Source organism: Ignatzschineria sp. 22MB058224, assembly GCF_058188435.1.
On sequence record NZ_CP187366.1, the window covers coordinates 319,229 to 337,431 of the forward strand.

General features: G+C 39.1%; 17 protein-coding genes and 1 pseudogene. 11 read left to right on the forward strand and 7 right to left on the reverse strand.

The genetic code is table 11. From position 1 onward, the window contains the following. Position 1 precedes the first annotated feature (1 nt). The 3 genes and pseudogenes from argB to phoA all read left to right on the forward strand — a co-directional run bounded on the left by argB (position 2) and on the right by phoA (position 3,779). Positions 2–880, forward strand: coding sequence for an acetylglutamate kinase (argB, locus tag ACPF7B_RS01175; protein ID WP_490505809.1), 879 nt, complete (start codon positions 2–4; stop codon positions 878–880). 36 nt (positions 881–916) lie between these two features. Beyond that, positions 917–2,077, forward strand: a complete 1,161-nt coding sequence (locus ACPF7B_RS01180; protein ID WP_490505810.1) for an aspartate aminotransferase family protein — start codon at positions 917–919, stop codon at positions 2,075–2,077. A 267-nt stretch (positions 2,078–2,344) separates the two neighbouring features. Beyond that, positions 2,345–3,779: pseudogene (gene phoA / locus ACPF7B_RS01185) on the forward strand (alkaline phosphatase). 92 nt (positions 3,780–3,871) lie between these two features. Here the strand turns inward: phoA and ACPF7B_RS01190 are convergent. Next, positions 3,872–4,060 (reverse strand): YgaP family membrane protein, encoded by a 189-nt coding sequence (locus ACPF7B_RS01190; protein WP_490505811.1) that lies wholly within the window; start codon positions 4,058–4,060, stop codon positions 3,872–3,874. Positions 4,061–4,288: 228 nt separating this feature from the next. Here ACPF7B_RS01190 and uriH point away from each other — a divergent pair, with 228 nt between their 5' ends. From uriH to ACPF7B_RS01205, 3 genes are all read left to right on the forward strand, one after another. After that, positions 4,289–5,242 (forward strand): uridine-preferring nucleoside hydrolase UriH, encoded by a 954-nt coding sequence (uriH, locus tag ACPF7B_RS01195; RefSeq protein ID WP_490505812.1) that lies wholly within the window; start codon positions 4,289–4,291, stop codon positions 5,240–5,242. Beyond that, complete coding sequence (uriT, locus tag ACPF7B_RS01200) at positions 5,232–6,656, forward strand: uridine transporter UriT (protein ID WP_490505813.1); 1,425 nt, start codon at positions 5,232–5,234, stop codon at positions 6,654–6,656. Before uriH ends, uriT begins: the two co-directional genes overlap by 11 nt. 133 nt (positions 6,657–6,789) lie before the next feature. After that, positions 6,790–7,569 (forward strand): hypothetical protein, encoded by a 780-nt coding sequence (locus tag ACPF7B_RS01205; RefSeq protein ID WP_490505814.1) that lies wholly within the window; start codon positions 6,790–6,792, stop codon positions 7,567–7,569. A 33-nt stretch (positions 7,570–7,602) separates the two neighbouring features. Here ACPF7B_RS01205 and ACPF7B_RS01210 read toward each other — a convergent pair whose 3' ends face one another. Beyond that, complete coding sequence (locus ACPF7B_RS01210; protein WP_490505815.1) at positions 7,603–8,505, reverse strand: LysO family transporter; 903 nt, start codon at positions 8,503–8,505, stop codon at positions 7,603–7,605. 271 nt (positions 8,506–8,776) lie between these two features. On the opposite strand from ACPF7B_RS01210, the gene ACPF7B_RS01215 reads away from it, so the two are divergent. Genes ACPF7B_RS01215 through ruvA form a run of 3 tightly spaced genes read left to right on the forward strand, consistent with a single transcriptional unit; the run spans position 8,777 to position 10,617 of the window. After that, positions 8,777–9,529 carry a YebC/PmpR family DNA-binding transcriptional regulator gene (locus tag ACPF7B_RS01215; RefSeq protein WP_490505816.1) on the forward strand — a complete coding sequence of 251 codons (753 nt, stop codon included), beginning with the start codon at positions 8,777–8,779 and terminating at the stop codon, positions 9,527–9,529. Beyond that, positions 9,530–10,012, forward strand: coding sequence for a crossover junction endodeoxyribonuclease RuvC (ruvC, locus tag ACPF7B_RS01220; protein WP_490505817.1), 483 nt, complete (start codon positions 9,530–9,532; stop codon positions 10,010–10,012). It begins immediately after the preceding gene. After that, the gene (ruvA, locus tag ACPF7B_RS01225; RefSeq protein ID WP_490505818.1) at positions 10,009–10,617 is read left to right on the forward strand and encodes a Holliday junction branch migration protein RuvA; all 609 of its coding nucleotides are present in this window, start codon (positions 10,009–10,011) and stop codon (positions 10,615–10,617) included. The genes ruvC and ruvA overlap by 4 nt, the downstream gene beginning before the upstream one ends. 124 nt (positions 10,618–10,741) lie before the next feature. Here the strand turns inward: ruvA and ACPF7B_RS01230 are convergent, their stop codons facing one another. The 5 genes from ACPF7B_RS01230 to trxA all read right to left on the reverse strand — a co-directional run bounded on the left by ACPF7B_RS01230 (position 10,742) and on the right by trxA (position 16,025). Continuing rightward, on the reverse strand, positions 10,742–11,341 hold the full coding sequence (locus ACPF7B_RS01230) for a LemA family protein (RefSeq protein WP_490505819.1): 600 nt from the start codon (positions 11,339–11,341) through the stop codon (positions 10,742–10,744). A gap of 25 nt (positions 11,342–11,366) precedes the next feature. Next, positions 11,367–12,611 (reverse strand): sugar transporter, encoded by a 1,245-nt coding sequence (locus ACPF7B_RS01235; protein ID WP_490505820.1) that lies wholly within the window; start codon positions 12,609–12,611, stop codon positions 11,367–11,369. 151 nt (positions 12,612–12,762) lie between these two features. Then, on the reverse strand, positions 12,763–14,121 hold the full coding sequence (radA, locus tag ACPF7B_RS01240; protein WP_490505821.1) for a DNA repair protein RadA: 1,359 nt from the start codon (positions 14,119–14,121) through the stop codon (positions 12,763–12,765). 211 nt (positions 14,122–14,332) lie between these two features. Then, a protein-coding gene (prfB, locus tag ACPF7B_RS01245) for a peptide chain release factor 2 (RefSeq protein ID WP_490505822.1) occupies positions 14,333–15,434 on the reverse strand; the annotation gives its coding sequence in 2 pieces (ribosomal slippage) (positions 14,333–15,358 and positions 15,360–15,434; 1,101 coding nt in all). 267 nt (positions 15,435–15,701) lie between these two features. After that, entirely contained in the window at positions 15,702–16,025 is a 324-nt protein-coding gene (trxA, locus tag ACPF7B_RS01250; RefSeq protein ID WP_490505823.1) for a thioredoxin, read from the reverse strand. Positions 16,026–16,233: 208 nt separating this feature from the next. Between trxA and ACPF7B_RS01255 the strand changes: the two genes are divergently transcribed. Both ACPF7B_RS01255 and ACPF7B_RS01260 read left to right on the forward strand, forming a co-directional pair. Beyond that, on the forward strand, positions 16,234–17,748 hold the full coding sequence (locus ACPF7B_RS01255) for a DEAD/DEAH box helicase (protein WP_490505824.1): 1,515 nt from the start codon (positions 16,234–16,236) through the stop codon (positions 17,746–17,748). Between the two features lie 110 nt (positions 17,749–17,858). Then, positions 17,859–18,125, forward strand: a complete 267-nt coding sequence (locus ACPF7B_RS01260) for a hypothetical protein (protein WP_490505825.1) — start codon at positions 17,859–17,861, stop codon at positions 18,123–18,125. Positions 18,126–18,203 lie beyond the last annotated feature (78 nt).

The following is an 18,203-nucleotide window of genomic DNA, read 5'->3' on the forward strand; positions in this document are numbered from 1 at the left end:
AATGATCACTAATCATGATAAAGCGCATATTTTAGTCGAAGCGTTACCATTTATTCGTAAATATGCCAATAAAACTGTCGTTATTAAATATGGCGGTGCCGCAATGGTGGATAAGGAGATCCGAGAAGAATTTATGAAAGATGTTGCCCTCATGAAATATGTGGGCATTCATCCGATTATTATTCATGGGGGAGGACCCGAGATTAATTCAATGCTGAAACGCGTCAATAAAGAATCGCACTTTATTGAGGGGAATCGAGTAAGCGATAGTGAGGTTGTTGAAATCGCTGAGATGGTTCTTTCTGCAAAAATTAACAAAAGCATTGTTGCTGATTTAAATCGACATGGTGCAAAAGCCGTCGGTCTAAGTGGTAAAGATGGCGGGTTAATTACCGCGGAGAAAAAGTATATTGAAAAGGAGAATGAAAAGATCGATATCGGATTTGTGGGGCAGATAACAGACGTTAATCGAGAGTTGATTGATGTTTTAACGAGCAAAGATTATATACCGGTGATCTCTTCAATAGGAATTGGCGCTGAAGGCGAAACCTATAATATTAATGCTGATTATGTCGCAGGTGCTGTTGCTGCTGCTGTTGAGGCAGATCGACTAATTTTTTTAACGGATGTTGACGGTGTCTATAAAGACTTTAATGATAAGAGTTCTCTGATTGCCCAAATGAGCCAAAAAACAGCAGAAAAATATATCGAAACAGGCCTTATTAGCGGTGGTATGATCCCGAAAGTGAATACCTGTTTAGAAGCGATTGAACAAGGTGTTGGATATGTCATTATTCTCAATGGTCAGATCAAACATTCAATTTTGCTCGAACTCTTCACTGAAGAAGGTTTTGGCACCATGATTTATCGTGATATCTAGATAATCGAGATAGCGTAAAAATACCGAAGGAGCGACATGTTACTTAATGTATATAACCGGTTTCCGGTGACTTTTGTAAAAGGAAAAGGATTAGTTTTAACAGATGATAAAGGCCATGAATACTTGGATTTTGTCTCGGGTATTGCCGTTAATGCACTAGGGCATGCGCATCCTAAAATGGTTGAAACGATTCAGAAGCAGGCAGAAACGTTACTGCATGTTTCAAATCTCTATTATAATGACGCGCAAAATCGAGCGGCAGAAACACTCCTTATGGCAACGGGTTATGACCGTGTATTTTTCTGTAATAGCGGTGCTGAAGCAAATGAACTAGCACTTAAAATTGCCCGTAAGTATGGTAAGCAAATTTCGCCATCAAAAAATGTGATTCTTTATATGAAAAACTCTTTTCATGGGCGAACAACGGGAACGCTAGCCGTTACAGGCCAAGAGAAGTATCAAGCAGATTATCGTCCATTGATTCCGAATACTGTTGAGGTTGAGTTTAATAATGTTGCAGATCTTACGCAGCACTTTAATGATGATATTTGTGCAGTGATTCTTGAACCTATTCAAGGTGAAGGCGGTTTAACGTCGGCGACACCGGAATTTATTGCGGCAATTAAAACACTTACTGAAAAGTATCAAGCATTAGTGATTTTTGATGAAATTCAATGTGGCTTATCCCGTACAGGTTCAGTGCTTTATTCAGATCAATTATCATTAAAAGCTGATATTGTGACCTTAGCTAAAGCGCTTGGTGGTGGGGTTCCTATCGGTGCTTGTATCACAAAAGGAAAAGCAAATGATGTTTTAGTGCCGGGTGATCATGGTTCAACTTATGGTGGTAACCCTTTTGTATGTAGTGTGGCTGATGTAGTGTTATCAGAAATTACTGCACCAGAGTTTTTAGCACATGTTGTAAAAATAGGGGACTATGCGAAAGGTAAGCTTGCACAATTACAGGAAGAGTTTTCAACAATTATGGAAATTAAAGGAGAAGGGCTTCTTCTTGGTTTTCAGTTGAGAGATACAATTGCAGCAGGTGATTTTGTTAAAAATGCCTTGGCTGAAAAACTTCTATTAGTTGCCGCCGGTGGAAATGTTGTCCGTTATTTTCCTGCACTGATTGTCACCGAGAAAGAAATTGATCAATCAATTGAAATTTTACGTCGCGTCTTTAAAAGCTTTAAATAGATACTATTTTTAATATAAATAGTGACTCTAAAACGCCATAGAGGATGGTTATGATCGAGTATATGGCGTTTTTTAATTAATCAGTTATTTATATTTGTAACTACTGATTAGCGGTTCTATCTTAATAATCTAAAGTTTATTGAACCGGAGAGTTTAACAAGATTCTTTTTTGTTATCGGTTTGTCATAAATTTCTCATATGCTCAATTATGTAGTAGGAGATTTTAAATTATATAGTGACTTCTGGTATTCAATGAGGAATTTAGAGATGGCTGTAAACCTAAAAAAACAGATCGCTCGTAAAGTGATGATGACGTTATTAATGACGACTTTAGCAACACAAGCAATGGCAGATGATCCTATATTGTTTGACCGTGCTGCAAAAGATAATATCGCGGAGAAAGGTGGGGCAACGCGGTTAAAAGGTGATCAAATTGATGCACTAAAAGCAGAAATGCAGAAACAAAATGTTAAAAATGTCATTCTCTTCATTGGTGATGGAATGGGCGATTCTGAAATTACAGTTGCGCGTAACTATGCGAAGGGTGCCGGTGGTTTTTTTAAAGGGATTGATGCATTACCATTTACCGGTCAATACACCCATTACGCACTTGATGAAAAAAACTAAAAAACCAAATTATGTAACGGATTCAGCGGCTTCAGCAACGGCTTGGTCATCAGGTGTCAAAACATATAATGGGGCATTAGGGGTTGATGTTAATGGTAAACCTTTTCCTACGCTCCTTGAGCTAGCAAAAGACGCAGGATTAGCAACAGGAAATGTCACGACATCAGAAATTCAAGATGCAACACCAGCGGCGCAATTCTCACATATTACTCGCCGAAAATGCTATTCACCTGAATCAACTACGAAGCTTTGTCCAGATATTGCTTTAGAAAATGGTGGATTAGGTTCAATCTCTGAACAACTTATTACAACTCGCGCGGATATCACCTTAGGTGGTGGTTCAAAATCATTCAATGAAGTTGCTAAAGCAGGCGAATATCAAGATAAAACACTTTTTGATCAAGCAAAATCAGAAGGTTTTGTAATCGTTACCAATCTTGATGAACTGCAAGCTGTGAAAACAGCTAATCAAGATCAACCTATTCTCGGCCTTTTTGCTCAAGGAAATATGCCTGTTCGTTGGAAAGGGCTAAAAGCAGAACAGGGCGGCGCATTGAAAGAAGCCGTTAAATGTATCGTTAATCCAGAGAGAACTTCAGATATACCGACACTTGCTGCAATGACTGAAAAAGCGATTGAAGTTTTAAGTGCTAATGAAAATGGATTTTTCCTTCAAGTTGAAGGCGCCTCAATTGATAAACAAGATCACGCAGCAAATGCATGTGGCCAAATTGGTGAAACTGTTGACCTTGATGAAGCTGTACAGGTGGGTCTTGAATTTGCGAAAAAGCATGGTGACACCTTAATCATCGTGACGGCCGACCATGCTCATTCAAGCCAAATTATCCCAGCAGGTGCTGATGCACCGGGGTTAACACAAACGTTGATTACGCTTGAAGGAAGCCCTATGACAGTGAATTACAGCAACACGGTATCGGAATCACAAAATCATACAGGTAGCCAAATTCGTATCGCAGCGTACGGTCCACAAGTGGCAAATGTAACAGGTTTACTTGATCAAACAGATCTATTTTTCATCATTCGTAATGCATTAGAACTTGATGATAAAAAGTAATTATTGTTAAAAATCTGAGTGGAAAAAAGCTCACTAAGTGAAGTGAGCTTTTATTATTTTTGACGAAATTTTTTGAGAATTATTCTTTTTTATTACTTTTTCTTATAGGTATTAATGCCAATTATTGGATACAGCGGACAATAACCAATAATTCCTGTTAAAAGTGGCACTAGGCCAATTAAGCCCCAAAGGGTTTTAGGGCCGATCACCACTAAGCTTAAGAGAATAATTCCGATAATAATCCGAATAGTTGCGTCTGTTTTTCCAATATTCCGAGACATGAGTATTTCCTTTTTTAATTCTAAATAAATGTATTGAGACTTTTTAATATATATTTTTATATATTATATGGGATTTTATGAACCTTCAAGCTTTCCTTTTGTAGTACATCGAATAGATGATCAAAATGAGATATTGCGAATATATTTTCTTCAGAGAATGGTCGAAAAACTACGAGTAGACTACAATAGTTCTATAATCCCTATTTATCTCGAACAAAGGAATAGAAGATGGTTAAAAAGATTATTTTAGATTGTGATCCTGGTCATGATGATGCAATGGCATTGATTCTTGCCCATGGAAATCCAAATATTGAGTTAGTGGCAGTAACCACTGTTGTAGGGAATCAAACTTTAGAGAAAGTTACACGTAATGCTAGAGCAGTTGCGAAGATTGCTAATATTACCGGTGTACCCTTTGCGGCGGGCTGTGCAAGACCACTTGTTCGCGAAGTTGAAACGGCACCGGATGTCCACGGAGAGTCTGGATTAGATGGTCCACAATTGCCAATGCCGGATTTAGAGCTCGACCCACGTCATGCGGTTGATCTTATTATTGATACGATTATGAGTCACCCACCAAAAACGATTACCTTAGTACCAACAGCAGGCTTAACTAATATTGCAATGGCTGCACGTAAAGAGCCAAAAATTGTAGAGCGTGTCAAAGAAGTTGTATTGATGGGCGGTGGTTATCATGTCGGAAACTGGAGTGCTGTTGCAGAATTCAATATTAAAATTGATCCAGAAGCAGCGCATATTGTGTTTAACGAGAAATGGCCATTAACAATGGTTGGATTAGATTTAACACATCAAGCATTAGCAACCCCTGATGTGATTGAAAAAATCAGTAAAATAGGTACGAAACCGGCAAAATTTGTCGTTGAGCTTTTAGAGCACTTTGGAGTGTTATACGAAAAAGCACAAGGCTTCCAGTACCCACCAGTACATGATCCTTGTGCTGTTGCATATGTTATTGATCCCTCAGTGATGACTACACAAAAAGTACCTATTGATATTGAGCTAACTGGGACTTTAACACTAGGTATGACGGTTGCAGATTTCCGTAAACCACCGAGCGAAGATTGCCATACGCAAGTTGCTGTGAAATTAAATCATGCATATTTTTGGGATCTAATCGTTGAGGCGCTCGAACTGATTGGTGAGGTGGACTATGACGCATAATGCGCAAACGATCGCTACGAATCACGTTTCTACTGAAAAACAGAGCGTTATTCCTTTAATGATCGCGCTTTTAATGGCATGTATGGCATTCCAATTAAATGCTTCTATGCTCAATCCTGTTTTAGTGACTATTTCTCAAAAGCTTGATACGACTGAAGCGGTTGTCGGTTTATCACAGACAGCATTCTTTATGTCAGCGGCACTTTTTTCGATCTTCATTCCGCGTTTGAGTGATATTGTTGGGCGAAAAAAAATTCTCTTTTTACTAATTTTAGTCACGACATTAGGGGCGGTTCTTTCTGCAATTACTCCCAATATTCAGGTCTACTTTATCTCTCGTATTATTCAAGGTTTTTCAGGCCCAGTTGTACCACTTTGTCTTTTAATGCTTCATTCAGAAGTAAAAGATCCAAAGCGTTACGGAATTTTAATGGGAATTATCACTGCTGTGAATGGTGGTATTGCGGGTATAGATGCCTTTTTAGGAGGATATATTGCGACCAACTTTGGCTTTAGACCTGTATTTTGGTTTATTGCAGCCGTTGGTGCGATTACACTTCCTTTTATTATCAAAGGGGTAAAAGAGTCTATGCCATCCCAAGGTCAAAAAATGGACTGGCTTGGTGTTTTCTTCCTCGTTATTACCTTGGCAGGATTCCTTGTAGGGTTGAATGAGGCAGGAAAGCTAATGAGTGCAAATTGGTTCATCGTGATTGGTGCATTTGTGGTTGCGCTTATCGCATTCTTCTTCTTTATTCAAACGGAAAAACGCATTGCGGAGCCGCTCGTTACTGTTACTCACCTTAAACAACGTTCAACGTGGGCACTTTTGTTGACGACAGTACTTACGATGACCGGAATCTTTGCTATTGTGAATGGGTTAGTTGTCTCGTTTGCGCAAAATAGTGATATCGGCTTTGGATTTACTGCCAATAAAACAGCAATTTATCTCTTAGCACCTTACGCATTAATTGGTTGGTTGATTGGGCCATTCACAGGTCGTCTAGCGCCTATTTATGGCTATAATCGTATTTTGCGTTTAGGGCTTATCGGAAGCGTGATTGGTATTTTAATCTTGATGTTTGCGGGACTTAATTCCTTGTCTATCATGATTCTTGGTACGTTGTTAGTGGGTATTACTTATGCAGGAACGGCAAACATTATGCTCAACGGTCTTGGGGTTGTTCTCTCTCCAGAAGAAAACCCAGGGTTTTTACCGGGTATGAATGCCGCAGCATTTCATCTCGGTGCAGGCTTAAGTTTTGCATTATTACCGGCAATGTTAGTTGTATCGACTGACTTAATGCAAGGATATGGTAATGGAATGTTACTTGGATTAATCATTACGGGTATTGCATTTGTTGTTTCCTTCTTAATCCCAGATCCTGTTGGAGCGGAAGTGACACAGGCTTGATAAATCCATCTTGAAGTTATTTATTAAAAATAGCATCCAAATTTCAAATGGATGCTATTTTTTTACTTATAATACTTTAAACCTCAATAAATAAATTATCGCCAAAGCCGATAGGAAATTAAGAGAACTAATAATGGAACAAATTTTAAATAGCATGTTGGCAAATCAAGCGATCCTAACCGATTATCTAGAAACAACGATCGGAACATTATTGGGAGCAAGTTTTATAAGCTTGGTGGCGGGAGCACTGCTTGGTATTTTATGCTCAGCTTTTGTGTCCAGTCACAATATAATTTTTACGCTTATTGCTTTCCTTGTTCAATTAGCCGCTGGTATTTTAAGTATTTTCCCCTTAATCGTTATCATATTTTTGATCGCAGCAGTTGGAGATTTTCATTTTGATTGGGATGGGCAAGAGCTATCTTTCCTGATCTTAGCAGTTTGGGGTTCGATCACATTTTCATCGTATGTCTATGCGAACCTGCAAAACAAGAGTGAAGAGGCGAATATAGCAACAGCGATTCTTCTTGGTTTTAAAACGACGGTAATGGGATTATTATCAGGTACTGTGTTAATTGCCTTTATCGGTGGAGATGGCTTAGGCACGCTATTGGCAATCTCTTTTATGAGTGCTGATCTATTAACATTTTATGACGCGGCGATTATCTACCTTGGGTTAGCTGTTGTCATTCAACTATTTTTCCAAATTCTTCTTATGTTTTTTCGGAAGAATAATCGAGAAGAAGCGCGTATGATAAAAGCGCAAAAAGAGAAAGTAGCGCAGGTACAAGTGAATGCGAAATCAGATATTAAAGCGAACTCTCCCCAAAAAGTGCAGGCTAACAGTGATAATCATCGCAATACTTCAACGAACAAAAATGATAATGATCCATTTTCAGGATTAATTCGTTAGTGAACGAGATAATATTCAATTTAAGTCATTGCATTAGAGATTTGCAAAAAACACTAAGAAAATGGGTGCCAAGATATTGGTGATAAAACCAAAGCTAATAGCGATAGGAATTACTTGCGGCCCTCCGTTTTTTTGGATAACCGGTAAAACAAAATCTAGTGATGTTGCTCCGCCAGAACCGACAGCTGCAAGAGGATAGCGTTTAATAATCATCGGAATTACCATAAATGCAAAGAATTCGCGAAATAGGTCATTAAAAAAGGCGATGGAACCCATAATTGGATCATAGGCATCTTGCAAAATAATGGTAGAAAGCGAGTACCAACCGAATCCTGAACTAATTGCCAAACCCTGTACAACAGGCATTTTAAGGATCAAGGCCGCAACTATTCCACCGACAAAGGAGGAGAGAATAAAGAAGAAACTCAATATTAATCCATAGCGATTGAGAAATACTGCTTTAAGTCTGATGCCACTTGCACGAAGTTGAAGACCCACACACACTAGAAGAAACAGTAACGCAATTTCTGTTAAGTGTTCTGGAATATAGAGATAATCACGCGCGCAGAGTCCAATAATTAAACCTAAAATGATTGCTCCAACAAGTTTCAATGAGCCTAAAAGTGAATGCCAAGTTGACTGTTTTTTTTGTTCAGGTGTTTTAAGGTTCATGGGAAGTTTTTTATCAAGCCATAACATGACAATCATATTTAATCCTAAAATAGCCACAATAAAGACTAATGTACTACCAAATATCGATTGTAATTGTTCCCAGAGATTTGGAATCATCGATAGATTTAGCCCCATAATAAAGAGGATTATGTAGATGAGTGCAATGAGTGTGATATCAACTGCTTTAATTATGGAACGGTTTTTAAGTGGAATCGAAAAACCGATGAAAAGCGGCAGTAAAACCCAGATGAGTGTTTGGAACATAAGTATTTTAAATATTTTAAAAGCGTGAGATAAATTCGACAATTATTAAGCTTAACAAAGATCTTCATCTGCCCCTAATACTATTTATCGCTCTTTTTGAAATCTAGATAATTATTACTTAGAAAAGCAAAGGCATGAACCAATATCTGATTTGAACTAGGCTAAATTACTCTAAATTAGGTAAAAGAGCGCGAATAATCATCGCTAAAAAAATTCCATTTTTATGGTAGAATGTCCTCTTTTATTCTCTTGTAAAATAAGGGTGATAGATATGGCAGGTCATAGTAAATGGGCAAATATCCAGCATCGTAAAGGTGCTCAAGATAAAAAACGCGGTAAGATTTTTACAAAATTAATTCGTGAAATCACTATTGCAGTACGGGCAACAGGAAATGGTGATCCTGATGCAAACCCACGTTTACGTTTAGCAGTTGATAAAGCTTATGGCGCAAATATGCCAAAAGATACTATTGAACGCGCGATTAATCGCGGTTTAGGCATCAATGATGGTCCACCCGATGAAGAGATTCGTTATGAAGGTTACGGTGCGGGCGGCGTTGCTGTTATGGTTGATTGTTTATCGAATAACCGTAATCGTACGGCAGGTGAAGTGCGTCATGCATTTACAAAATATGGTGGAAATTTAGGGACAGATGGTTCTGTGGCTTTCCAATTTCGTGAATTGGGTGTTTTATCTTATCCAGAAGGTGCAGATGAAGATGGTATTACGGAAGCTGCAATTATGGCTGGTGCTGAAGATGTCGTGGTAGACGAAGATGGTTCAATTGAAGTCTTAACGACCCCTCAAAACTATGCAGAAGTATACAATGCAATGGTTGAAGCCGGTTTTGAACCAGAAGATTCTGAAGTGACTCAATATGCTGATAATAATGTCTCTATTGATGCTGAAGCTGCTGAAAAAGTGATGGCAATGGTTGAAGCGTTAGAAAATCTTGATGATGTTCAAAAAGTCTATTCAAATGCGGATATCTCAGATGAGATTTTAGAGCAAATTTTTAAATAGATGATTATTCTAGGAATCGATCCTGGTTCCCGCATTACAGGATATGGGATTATCGATGTCAGTGGCCGGAATCCACAATATGTCGATTCTGGTTGTATTCGTATGAATACAGAAGTACCAATGTCTGAGCGACTATTGACGATTTTTCAGGGCGTTGATCAGTTGATCGCGCTCTATCGTCCGAAGATTCTCTCTATTGAAGAGGTCTTTATGCATCGAAATCCTCAATCTGCCTTAAAACTAGGACAAGCCCGTGGTGTTGCAATTTGTGCTGCAGCAATGGCAGAATTAAAGGTTGTTGAATATGCGGCAACGCGTATTAAGCAGACAATTGTCGGTCGGGGTCATGCTGAAAAAGAGCAAGTGCAACATATGGTTCAAAGTCTTCTAAAGCTTAATAAAAGACCGCAAGCAGATGCTGCGGATGCTCTTGCGGCAGCATTGACACATGCATTTCATCAACGAATGGAAGGAATATTATGATTGGTCGTCTAATCGGAATTTTGGCAGAGAAGCGATTGCCAAACCAAGCATTGATTGATGTTGGTGGTGTCGGTTATGAAGTAGAATTACCGATGAGCAGTTTTGCCCTGTTACCGAATGAAGGTGATAAAGTGCAATTAACGATTCATCATGTTGTTCGAGAAGATGCAAGTCTTCTTTATGGTTTTACCAACACAAAAGAACGTGAAGCGTTTCGTCTGCTTATCAGAGTATCGGGTATTGGACCTAAAAGTGCGATCTTAATTTTATCGGGTTTATCTGCCGAAGAGCTCTATCGAGTGATACAAAATGAGGATCTGGTCAGCTTAACAAAAGTCCCTGGGGTCGGTAAGAAAACTGCTGAGCGACTGTTAATTGAGCTTCGTGATAAAGTGAAGGGACTTGCACCAACCGATGTTACTGAAGATCTATTAACGAATAGCGATGGTAATTTGGTACCAATGGCCGGTAATGTGCTCGATGATGCGATTGAGGCTCTTGTGAGTTTGGGATATAACCAAACAGAAGCGAAGAAACGTGTCAATAAGGTTATGCAACCAGGCTTAACCCTCGAAGAGATTATCCCATTAGCACTAAAACTTTAAAGATATTGTTATCTATATTGAGTAGTTGCTAGTACAAAAGAGATTATAGTTTGAATATTACAAAAGCCTGTCATGGAGATGACAGGCTTTTGTCTATCGATTATTTATGTAACTGAAAATTGTTTTAGAAGGAGATAACCGGCGGTTGATCAATATTCGGATCATCCACGCTAAATTGTGGTAATGCCTCAAACCCAAGCATTTTAGCAGTGATCAAGTAGGGGAATGTCTTAATCATTGTATTATATTGGCGTACTGCATCAATATTACGATTACGGGCAACGGCAATGCGATTTTCAGTACCTTCAAGAGAGACCATTAATTTAGTAAATGCTTGGTCTGCTTTTAGATCAGGGTAGTTTTCAGTAATCATTAATAGACGCGATAGCTGTCCGTTTAAACCTTGTTGTGCTTTCTCAAAGGCTTCTAATTTTGTAGGGTCTTGAAAGTCTTCTGCTGATATTTGCATCTGCCCAATTTTTGCACGAGATTCTGCGATATCCGTAAAAATAGACTGTTCGTGATCGGCATAGCCCTTAACAGTATTCGCAAGGTTAGAGATTAGGTCCGTTCGGCGTTTGTATTGGTTGATAATCTCTGCTGCCGAGGCTTTTTGGTTTTCCAACATTGTTTGCATTGTATTGTAATGACCAACCATCATAAAGCCGACAATGATGACGATAATAGTGATGGGAATAAATACCCAATTCATTGTTTTATTCATAAGTTAAGTTCTCAATATTGTTATTTTAATGAATGACGATACCTTGTGTTGCTTGGGCACCTTTTAAGAATGCTTGGCGATAGCGGGAAAAGACAAAAATTGCCACAATAAGTGCCGCAATACTAATAATGAAAGCAACCCATGGCACATTCGATAAACCTGCGTAAATATCAGCAGCGCCCATATGGGTAATAACAAGATTCCCAATGAGTGCTCCGCCACCAATACCGACGTTAAAGATTCCTGAATAAATTGCCATAGCAATATCTGTGGCATCGGGCGCTAATTCTAATACTTTCAACTGGAGTAATAAACCAATAGAGGTAAATGCGATTCCCCAGATAATAGAAAGATAGAGAATACCATTACTCATATAGGTTATAGGAATAATAGCAAGTAGCGTAAGGGATAGAAGAGCTATCGCTCCTGGAAGGTAAAGCAGTGGAAATCGAGCATTGAGGCGACTAAAGATCATACTTGCAATAATCCCTGCACCGCCAAATATTAGTAACAAAATTGTGATTTTATTGGGACTTATTTTGGCGACTAATTCGCTGTAAGGTTCAATATAACTATATGCCGTAAAGTGTGCTGAAACGACAATGGTAGTGATTATCAAGATACCAACAAATGCTGGGCGTTTGAAAAGCATTGGAATACTCTTTGCAGAGCCGGCGTTTTGGCTAGGCAATTTGGGTAATAGCAGATAGAGTACAACCAATGTTGCAAGCGCAATTAAACCAATGAGGAGGAATGTATAACGCCATCCAACAAGTTGACCGATAATGCGTCCAAGTGGAATACCTAGCACGGTTGCAAGTGCTGTTCCTGTCGCCAAAATTCCGAGTGCTTGTGCGCGTTTACCTTGAGGGGCGACACGAATGGCAAGAGCTGTGGTAATTGACCAGAATATCGCATGTGAAAAAGCAACTCCCATTCGTCCAACTACCAATATCCAAAAGTGGCTAGCAAAAAAAGTAATAAGATGGCTAATTATAAAGAGCACAAATACACAGGTTAGAAGCTTTTTTCGTTCAAGTTTCCCTACGAGTAGCATCAAGGGAAGTGAAGAGAGCGCAACAATCCATGCATAAATTGTGATAATTATTCCGACTTGTTCCGCAGTTTTATCGAAACTAGCGCCAATATCAGTTAGTAAAGCGATCGGAATAAATTCTGTTGTATTGAAGATAAATGCTGCAATTGCGAGTGCAATAACACGAATCCAAGCAAGATTGAATTGACTATTCGTTTGTGGAGCATGTGGCATGATTTTGACCTTATGTTTTAAAATGAGATTTCATTAAACAGAAGGCCTATTTTATCGTAGTCTAATGTCTTGAGACAAAAATATGATGTAAATAACCCTAAATTTACCTTTTAAAATATTAACATAACATTGGTAAATTGATTTTAAGTATTTATAGATGATCCATAAGTTCACTGATTTTCGCCACACCAATAACTTCCATTCCCGAAATCTCTTTTTTAGGCTTATTGGCGATTGGTACAATCGCACGTTTAAATCCATGCTTTGCTGCTTCCTTTAGACGTTCTTCACCGTGGGGTACTGGGCGAACTTCTCCGGCGAGTCCTATTTCTCCAAAAATAATTAAATCAGCAGGTAAAGTGATATCACGAAAGCTCGAGAATGCGGCGGCAATAACCGCAAGATCTGATGCAGTTTCAGTGACTTTGACGCCCCCCACGGCATTAACATAGACATCTTGATCCATCATTGCAATGCCTGCATGTCTATGTAAAACCGCTAGCAACATCGTTAGACGATTTTGCTCTAATCCCAAGGTGACCCGACGCGGTTGTCCCCCAAGTGAATCATCCACAAGAGATTGAATTTCAATGAGTAGAGGGCGAGTTCCTTCACGCGTGACCATGATTACACTACCAGAGCTTCGTTCAGGTTGACGGGAAAGGAAGATTGCAGAAGGATTACTAATAGGGCGTAGACCTGTTTCAGTCATTGCAAAAACACCAATTTCATGTAATGCGCCAAATCGATTTTTATATGAGCGCATAATTCGAAAACGTGAATCCACTTCACCTTCAAAGTAGAGCACACAATCTACCATATGCTCTAGTACCCTTGGGCCAGCAATCGCACCTTCTTTGGTTACATGTCCGGCTAGAAAGATTGACACGCCCGTACGTTTAGCAAAACGAGTGAGGAGAGCGGTGCTTTCTCGAACTTGTGCCACATTACCCGGCGCAGAATTGAGAAGTTCTGTGAAAATTGTTTGAATAGAGTCAATCACAATCACGTCAAGATTCATTGGTTCGGCAACGCGTAGAATTTTTTCAACATTTGTTTCTGAGAGAAGTTGCAATTTAGAACCATCTAATTGAAGTCTGTCAGCACGAAGGGCGACTTGACTTGGTGATTCTTCACCGGTGACATAAAGTACTTTCTTATTTTGATGGCTTAAATGCACTAATGTTTGGAGGAGAATCGTCGATTTACCAATTCCTGGATCTCCTCCAATTAAGACCACTGAGCCAAAGACTAATCCGCCACCTAATACGCGATCAAGTTCATTGAGCCCCGTTGAAAAACGCGTTAACTCCTCTTTTTGAACATCAGTAAGAATTTGTACACCCTCTGAGCCGGCCGTCCCCGAATAACCAGATAGGCGAGTGGGTGTTTTTTCGATCACCATCTCTTCAATACAGTTCCATGATTTACATTCTAAACATTGTCCTGACCATTTGGGTGCAATAGCTCCGCAATCACGGCAGACAAATTGTTTTTTCTCTTTACTCATGGATTATTCCTTTTTAGATGCATTAAATATCTCGGCAATGACCTGTTATTTTTTTAGTATAAGAGCGTCATTGTATCAAAATCTCTATTTAAGAGGGGCGCAACAGCACAAATATTCACGCCATATTAGCTAGAAAGGAGCTAATAGTATAACTATCGCTCCTTTCGATTGATTGGTTTTTGTGCAACAAGATTTGCTATCATTATTGGGTTTATAAACCCATTTTTAAGCTTGCTTCGATAAATGGATCTAAATCACCATCCAGTACTGGTTGTGGGTTACCGACTTCATAGCCTGTACGAATATCACGAATACGGGCTTGATCGAGAACGTATGATCGAATTTGACTTCCCCAGCCTACGTCAGCTTTAGAATCTTGTAATGCTTCTGCTGCATCGCGTTTTTTCTGTAATTCAAGTTCATAGAGTTTTGAGCGTAATTGTGCCATTGCGACATCTTTATTACGATGTTGCGAGCGTTCATTTTGACATTGTGCAACCGTACCCGTAGGGATATGGGTGATACGCACAGCGGATTCTGTGACGTTGACGTGCTGCCCACCGGCACCAGATGCACGATAAACATCGATACGAAGATCGGATGGATCGATTTCAATCTCGATATTGTCATCAATTTCTGGTGATACAAAGACAGAGCAGAATGAAGTATGGCGCTTATTATTGGAATCAAAAGGGGATTTACGCACAAGACGATGAACGCCCGTTTCTGTACGTAACCAACCGTAAGCATGATCCCCTTCAAAGCGAATGGTTGCAGATTTAATGCCGGCAACATCGCCGGGTGAGGTTTCAAGTAATTCAGTTTTAAAACCATGATCTTCACCCCAGCGCAGATACATACGTAAAACCATCGAAGCCCAATCTTGGGCTTCTGTGCCGCCAGCACCGGCTTGGATATCTAAGAACGCATTAGAGGCATCCATTTCGCCGCTAAACATACGCTTGAATTCAAATCCCTCGATTATTTTTTGATAATCTTTAAGATCTTCTTGAATCATTTCAAGCGTCTCTTCGTCATTTTCCATCTCAGCAAGATCCACAAGATCTTTGGCATCTTTTAGACTTGTTTCGAGTTGGAGCATGCCATTAACAAACTCATCGAGTGTAGCGCGCTCTTGCCCTAATTTTTGGGCTTTTTCAGGATTATTAGACCAAATATTCGGATCTTCTAATTCCATTAAAACTTCGGTTAAACGTTCTTGTTTTACATCGAAGTCAAAGATACCTCCGAAGATCCGCACTGCGCTCGATTAAATCTGTGATTGTATTATTGAGTGTGTTTACTAATTCCATGGTCACCCTCATCATTAGTTGTATATTGAAGAAGGAATAGATGGTTCCTTCATGATCTAGAAAGGCGTATTATACTGAAAAAGCAATTATGAAAACGATTTTATTTATGGGATAAATAGATCGTTCCTATAACTAAAATAAAGTGATGAATGTTTTTTGAGAACTATTTAAATTGTTATCGTTGGCAATAAAAAAGCTGATTTATTAAAAAATCAGCTGTATAGCCTTAAGTTATTATTAGGTTAATAACCGCTCGATTATCGCAATTTAAATGTTGCTATCGATAAATTGTGCTAATTGTGCTTTATTTAATGCACCAACGTGCTGCCCAATAATCTCACCATTTTTGAAAATCATTAGCGCTGGAATACCACGGATTTGGAATTTTACCGCAGTTTCTTGATTATTTTGCACATCAAGTTTTACGACTTTTAATTTGCCAGCATACTCATCAGAAGCAGCTTCAACGATTGGAGTAATCATACGGCAAGGCGCACACCAATCAGCCCAGAAATCTACTAAAACGGGAAGTTCTGCTTTTAATACTTCAGTTTCGAAAGTCGCATCCGTTGCGTTGACTAAATTACTCATTAAAGGGTCTCCTTTCTAGATTTTGATCGATCTTTCCAAAATTAGATTTGGAAATTTCGTTATAAAATATGATAATACTAAAGTTATTACAACTGAAAACAAGGTAAATGACAAGGTTTGAGAATGATAAATTTTTCAAACGATGTTATAGAAAACTTTTATTATAAAAGTCTAAAATTAAAAATATTGAGGGTTTAGGTCGTCATCTATGGGAAAACCACTTTTAACTTCCACGAAGTTTGCAGATTTAAATTTACATGATTCGCTAAAGGAGAGCTTAGCGGATAACGGCTACGAGTTCTGTACCGAGATTCAAGAAAAGGCACTTCCTATTTTATTGCAAGGGAAAGATGTTACGGGTCAAGCTCAAACGGGAACCGGTAAAACTGCGACATTCTTGTTAGCGACGTTAAACCACCTAATGACAGTGCCGGTTGTTGAAGGGAAAAAGGGGCCTTATGCGATTATAATGGCACCTACACGCGAACTTGCCGTTCAGATCCATGAAGATGCTAAAATGCTCGGCCGTTATACGGGCCTTAAATATGCTCTTCTATATGGGGGAGCTGCTTATGGCGCACAAAATGAAGCTTTAGAATCAGATCCTGATGTTGTGATTGGTACAGTCGGTCGTATTTTAGATTACTTCAAACAGAAGAAATTGTATCTTCGAAACGTAGAAGTTTTTGTATTAGATGAAGCTGATCGCATGTTTGATCTTGGTTTTATTAATGATATTCGTTTCTTATTGAGACAGATGCCCAAAGCAACTGATCGTCAGAATATGCTCTTTTCGGCAACCTTTTCTCAACGAATTTTAGAGCTTGCCTATGAGCATATGCATGATCCTGTGACCATTAAGGTCGAATCAGAGCAAGTTACTGGATCAAGAATTAAACAGCGTCTTTATCATGTCTCATCGGATGAAAAATTAAAACTACTCTTTGGCTTGTTAAAGAAAGAGCAAGCAGAGCGTTCTATTGTATTTGTGAACACAAAACGTGCAGCAGATGAAGTATTTGATACGTTAAATGCTAATGGTTATAAAGCTGCAGTTTTATCAGGTGATATTCCGCAAAATCGTCGTGAGAAGCTGTTAGAAGAATTTAAAAATGGCGAACTTTCTATTATGGTTGCAACAGATGTTGCTGCCCGTGGTTTGCATATTCCCGAAGTCTCTCATGTTTTCAATTACGATTTACCCCAGGATGTGGAAGATTATGTTCATCGTATTGGCCGAACAGCACGGGCGGGTGCTGAAGGAACGGCGATTACATTTGCCTGTGAAGAGTATGTTTATTCATTAATGGATATTCAAGACTATATTAAGGAAGAAATTCCTGTTGAAACGATTACGGAAGATATTTTAGTAATGCCGGAAGTAACGGTTGAAAAACGTGCTTATCATAATCGTAAAACACGAGGACCTCGTACCAGCGGACAGAAGAGTAATCATCGAAATAGTGGTGTAAAAGGCCCAAGACGTATTCCGCGTCGTCGTAAAGAAGATGGAGAAGTATCCGGAACCGCTACTAGTGAGCCTGTGAAGGAAGCCCCTAAAAAGACCACGGATTCATCTGCACCAAATGTAGTTACGCCAGCGGCTGAAGAAACAAAGCAACCTCGTGGTAAAGGAGTGCGACGTCCTACAAATCGAAGAAGACGTCCACGTCGAAATAATGATTTACCGGCGACAGCGGGAAATGGTGGTTCAGAACAATAACTTTGTGAAAGTAAAAGAATTTTCAAATCTCTCTTATTGAAAAATAAGGGAGATTAATTTTTATAAAGCAATAGGCTTTCGAATGAATAACAGAATTTAAGGAGACAACAATGAAAAAAATCGTATTATTAATTTCATCGCTTTTTATTATTACCGCTTGTGCAACAGGTATCGAAGATGGTCGAGGTAGTTATTCAGGCGAAGGTCGCGTTGCCTCTATTGTGGTAAACGAAGAGGGTAATAGCGAAGTGGATATCGAAACAAAAGATACAGGGCATATACCCGTTATCGTCACCGGTGAGTTAAATGTTTACCCCGGACAAGATGTAAAAGTGAGCAGAAATAGCCGTGGGTTTGGAACAGTTACTCCTCTCTAATTTGCATAGAATTAGATCAAATAGTGGCATTTATAGAGGGTGATCTTAAGATGGATAGGTTGAAAAATTAGGAAGGAG

What these genes read in the sequence shown, in the direction of transcription:
- argB (WP_490505809.1), top strand. Translation starts at nt 2, where the DNA reads ATGATCACTAATCATGATAAAGCGCATATTTTAGTCGAAGCGTTACCA.
- ACPF7B_RS01180 (WP_490505810.1), top strand. Translation starts at nt 917, where the DNA reads ATGTTACTTAATGTATATAACCGGTTTCCGGTGACTTTTGTAAAAGGA.
- ACPF7B_RS01190 (WP_490505811.1), bottom strand. Translation starts at nt 4,060, where the DNA reads ATGTCTCGGAATATTGGAAAAACAGACGCAACTATTCGGATTATTATC.
- uriH (WP_490505812.1), top strand. Translation starts at nt 4,289, where the DNA reads ATGGTTAAAAAGATTATTTTAGATTGTGATCCTGGTCATGATGATGCA.
- uriT (WP_490505813.1), top strand. Translation starts at nt 5,232, where the DNA reads ATGACGCATAATGCGCAAACGATCGCTACGAATCACGTTTCTACTGAA.
- ACPF7B_RS01205 (WP_490505814.1), top strand. Translation starts at nt 6,790, where the DNA reads ATGGAACAAATTTTAAATAGCATGTTGGCAAATCAAGCGATCCTAACC.
- ACPF7B_RS01210 (WP_490505815.1), bottom strand. Translation starts at nt 8,505, where the DNA reads ATGTTCCAAACACTCATCTGGGTTTTACTGCCGCTTTTCATCGGTTTT.
- ACPF7B_RS01215 (WP_490505816.1), top strand. Translation starts at nt 8,777, where the DNA reads ATGGCAGGTCATAGTAAATGGGCAAATATCCAGCATCGTAAAGGTGCT.
- ruvC (WP_490505817.1), top strand. Translation starts at nt 9,530, where the DNA reads ATGATTATTCTAGGAATCGATCCTGGTTCCCGCATTACAGGATATGGG.
- ruvA (WP_490505818.1), top strand. Translation starts at nt 10,009, where the DNA reads ATGATTGGTCGTCTAATCGGAATTTTGGCAGAGAAGCGATTGCCAAAC.
- ACPF7B_RS01230 (WP_490505819.1), bottom strand. Translation starts at nt 11,341, where the DNA reads ATGAATAAAACAATGAATTGGGTATTTATTCCCATCACTATTATCGTC.
- ACPF7B_RS01235 (WP_490505820.1), bottom strand. Translation starts at nt 12,611, where the DNA reads ATGCCACATGCTCCACAAACGAATAGTCAATTCAATCTTGCTTGGATT.
- radA (WP_490505821.1), bottom strand. Translation starts at nt 14,121, where the DNA reads ATGAGTAAAGAGAAAAAACAATTTGTCTGCCGTGATTGCGGAGCTATT.
- trxA (WP_490505823.1), bottom strand. Translation starts at nt 16,025, where the DNA reads ATGAGTAATTTAGTCAACGCAACGGATGCGACTTTCGAAACTGAAGTA.
- ACPF7B_RS01255 (WP_490505824.1), top strand. Translation starts at nt 16,234, where the DNA reads ATGGGAAAACCACTTTTAACTTCCACGAAGTTTGCAGATTTAAATTTA.
- ACPF7B_RS01260 (WP_490505825.1), top strand. Translation starts at nt 17,859, where the DNA reads ATGAAAAAAATCGTATTATTAATTTCATCGCTTTTTATTATTACCGCT.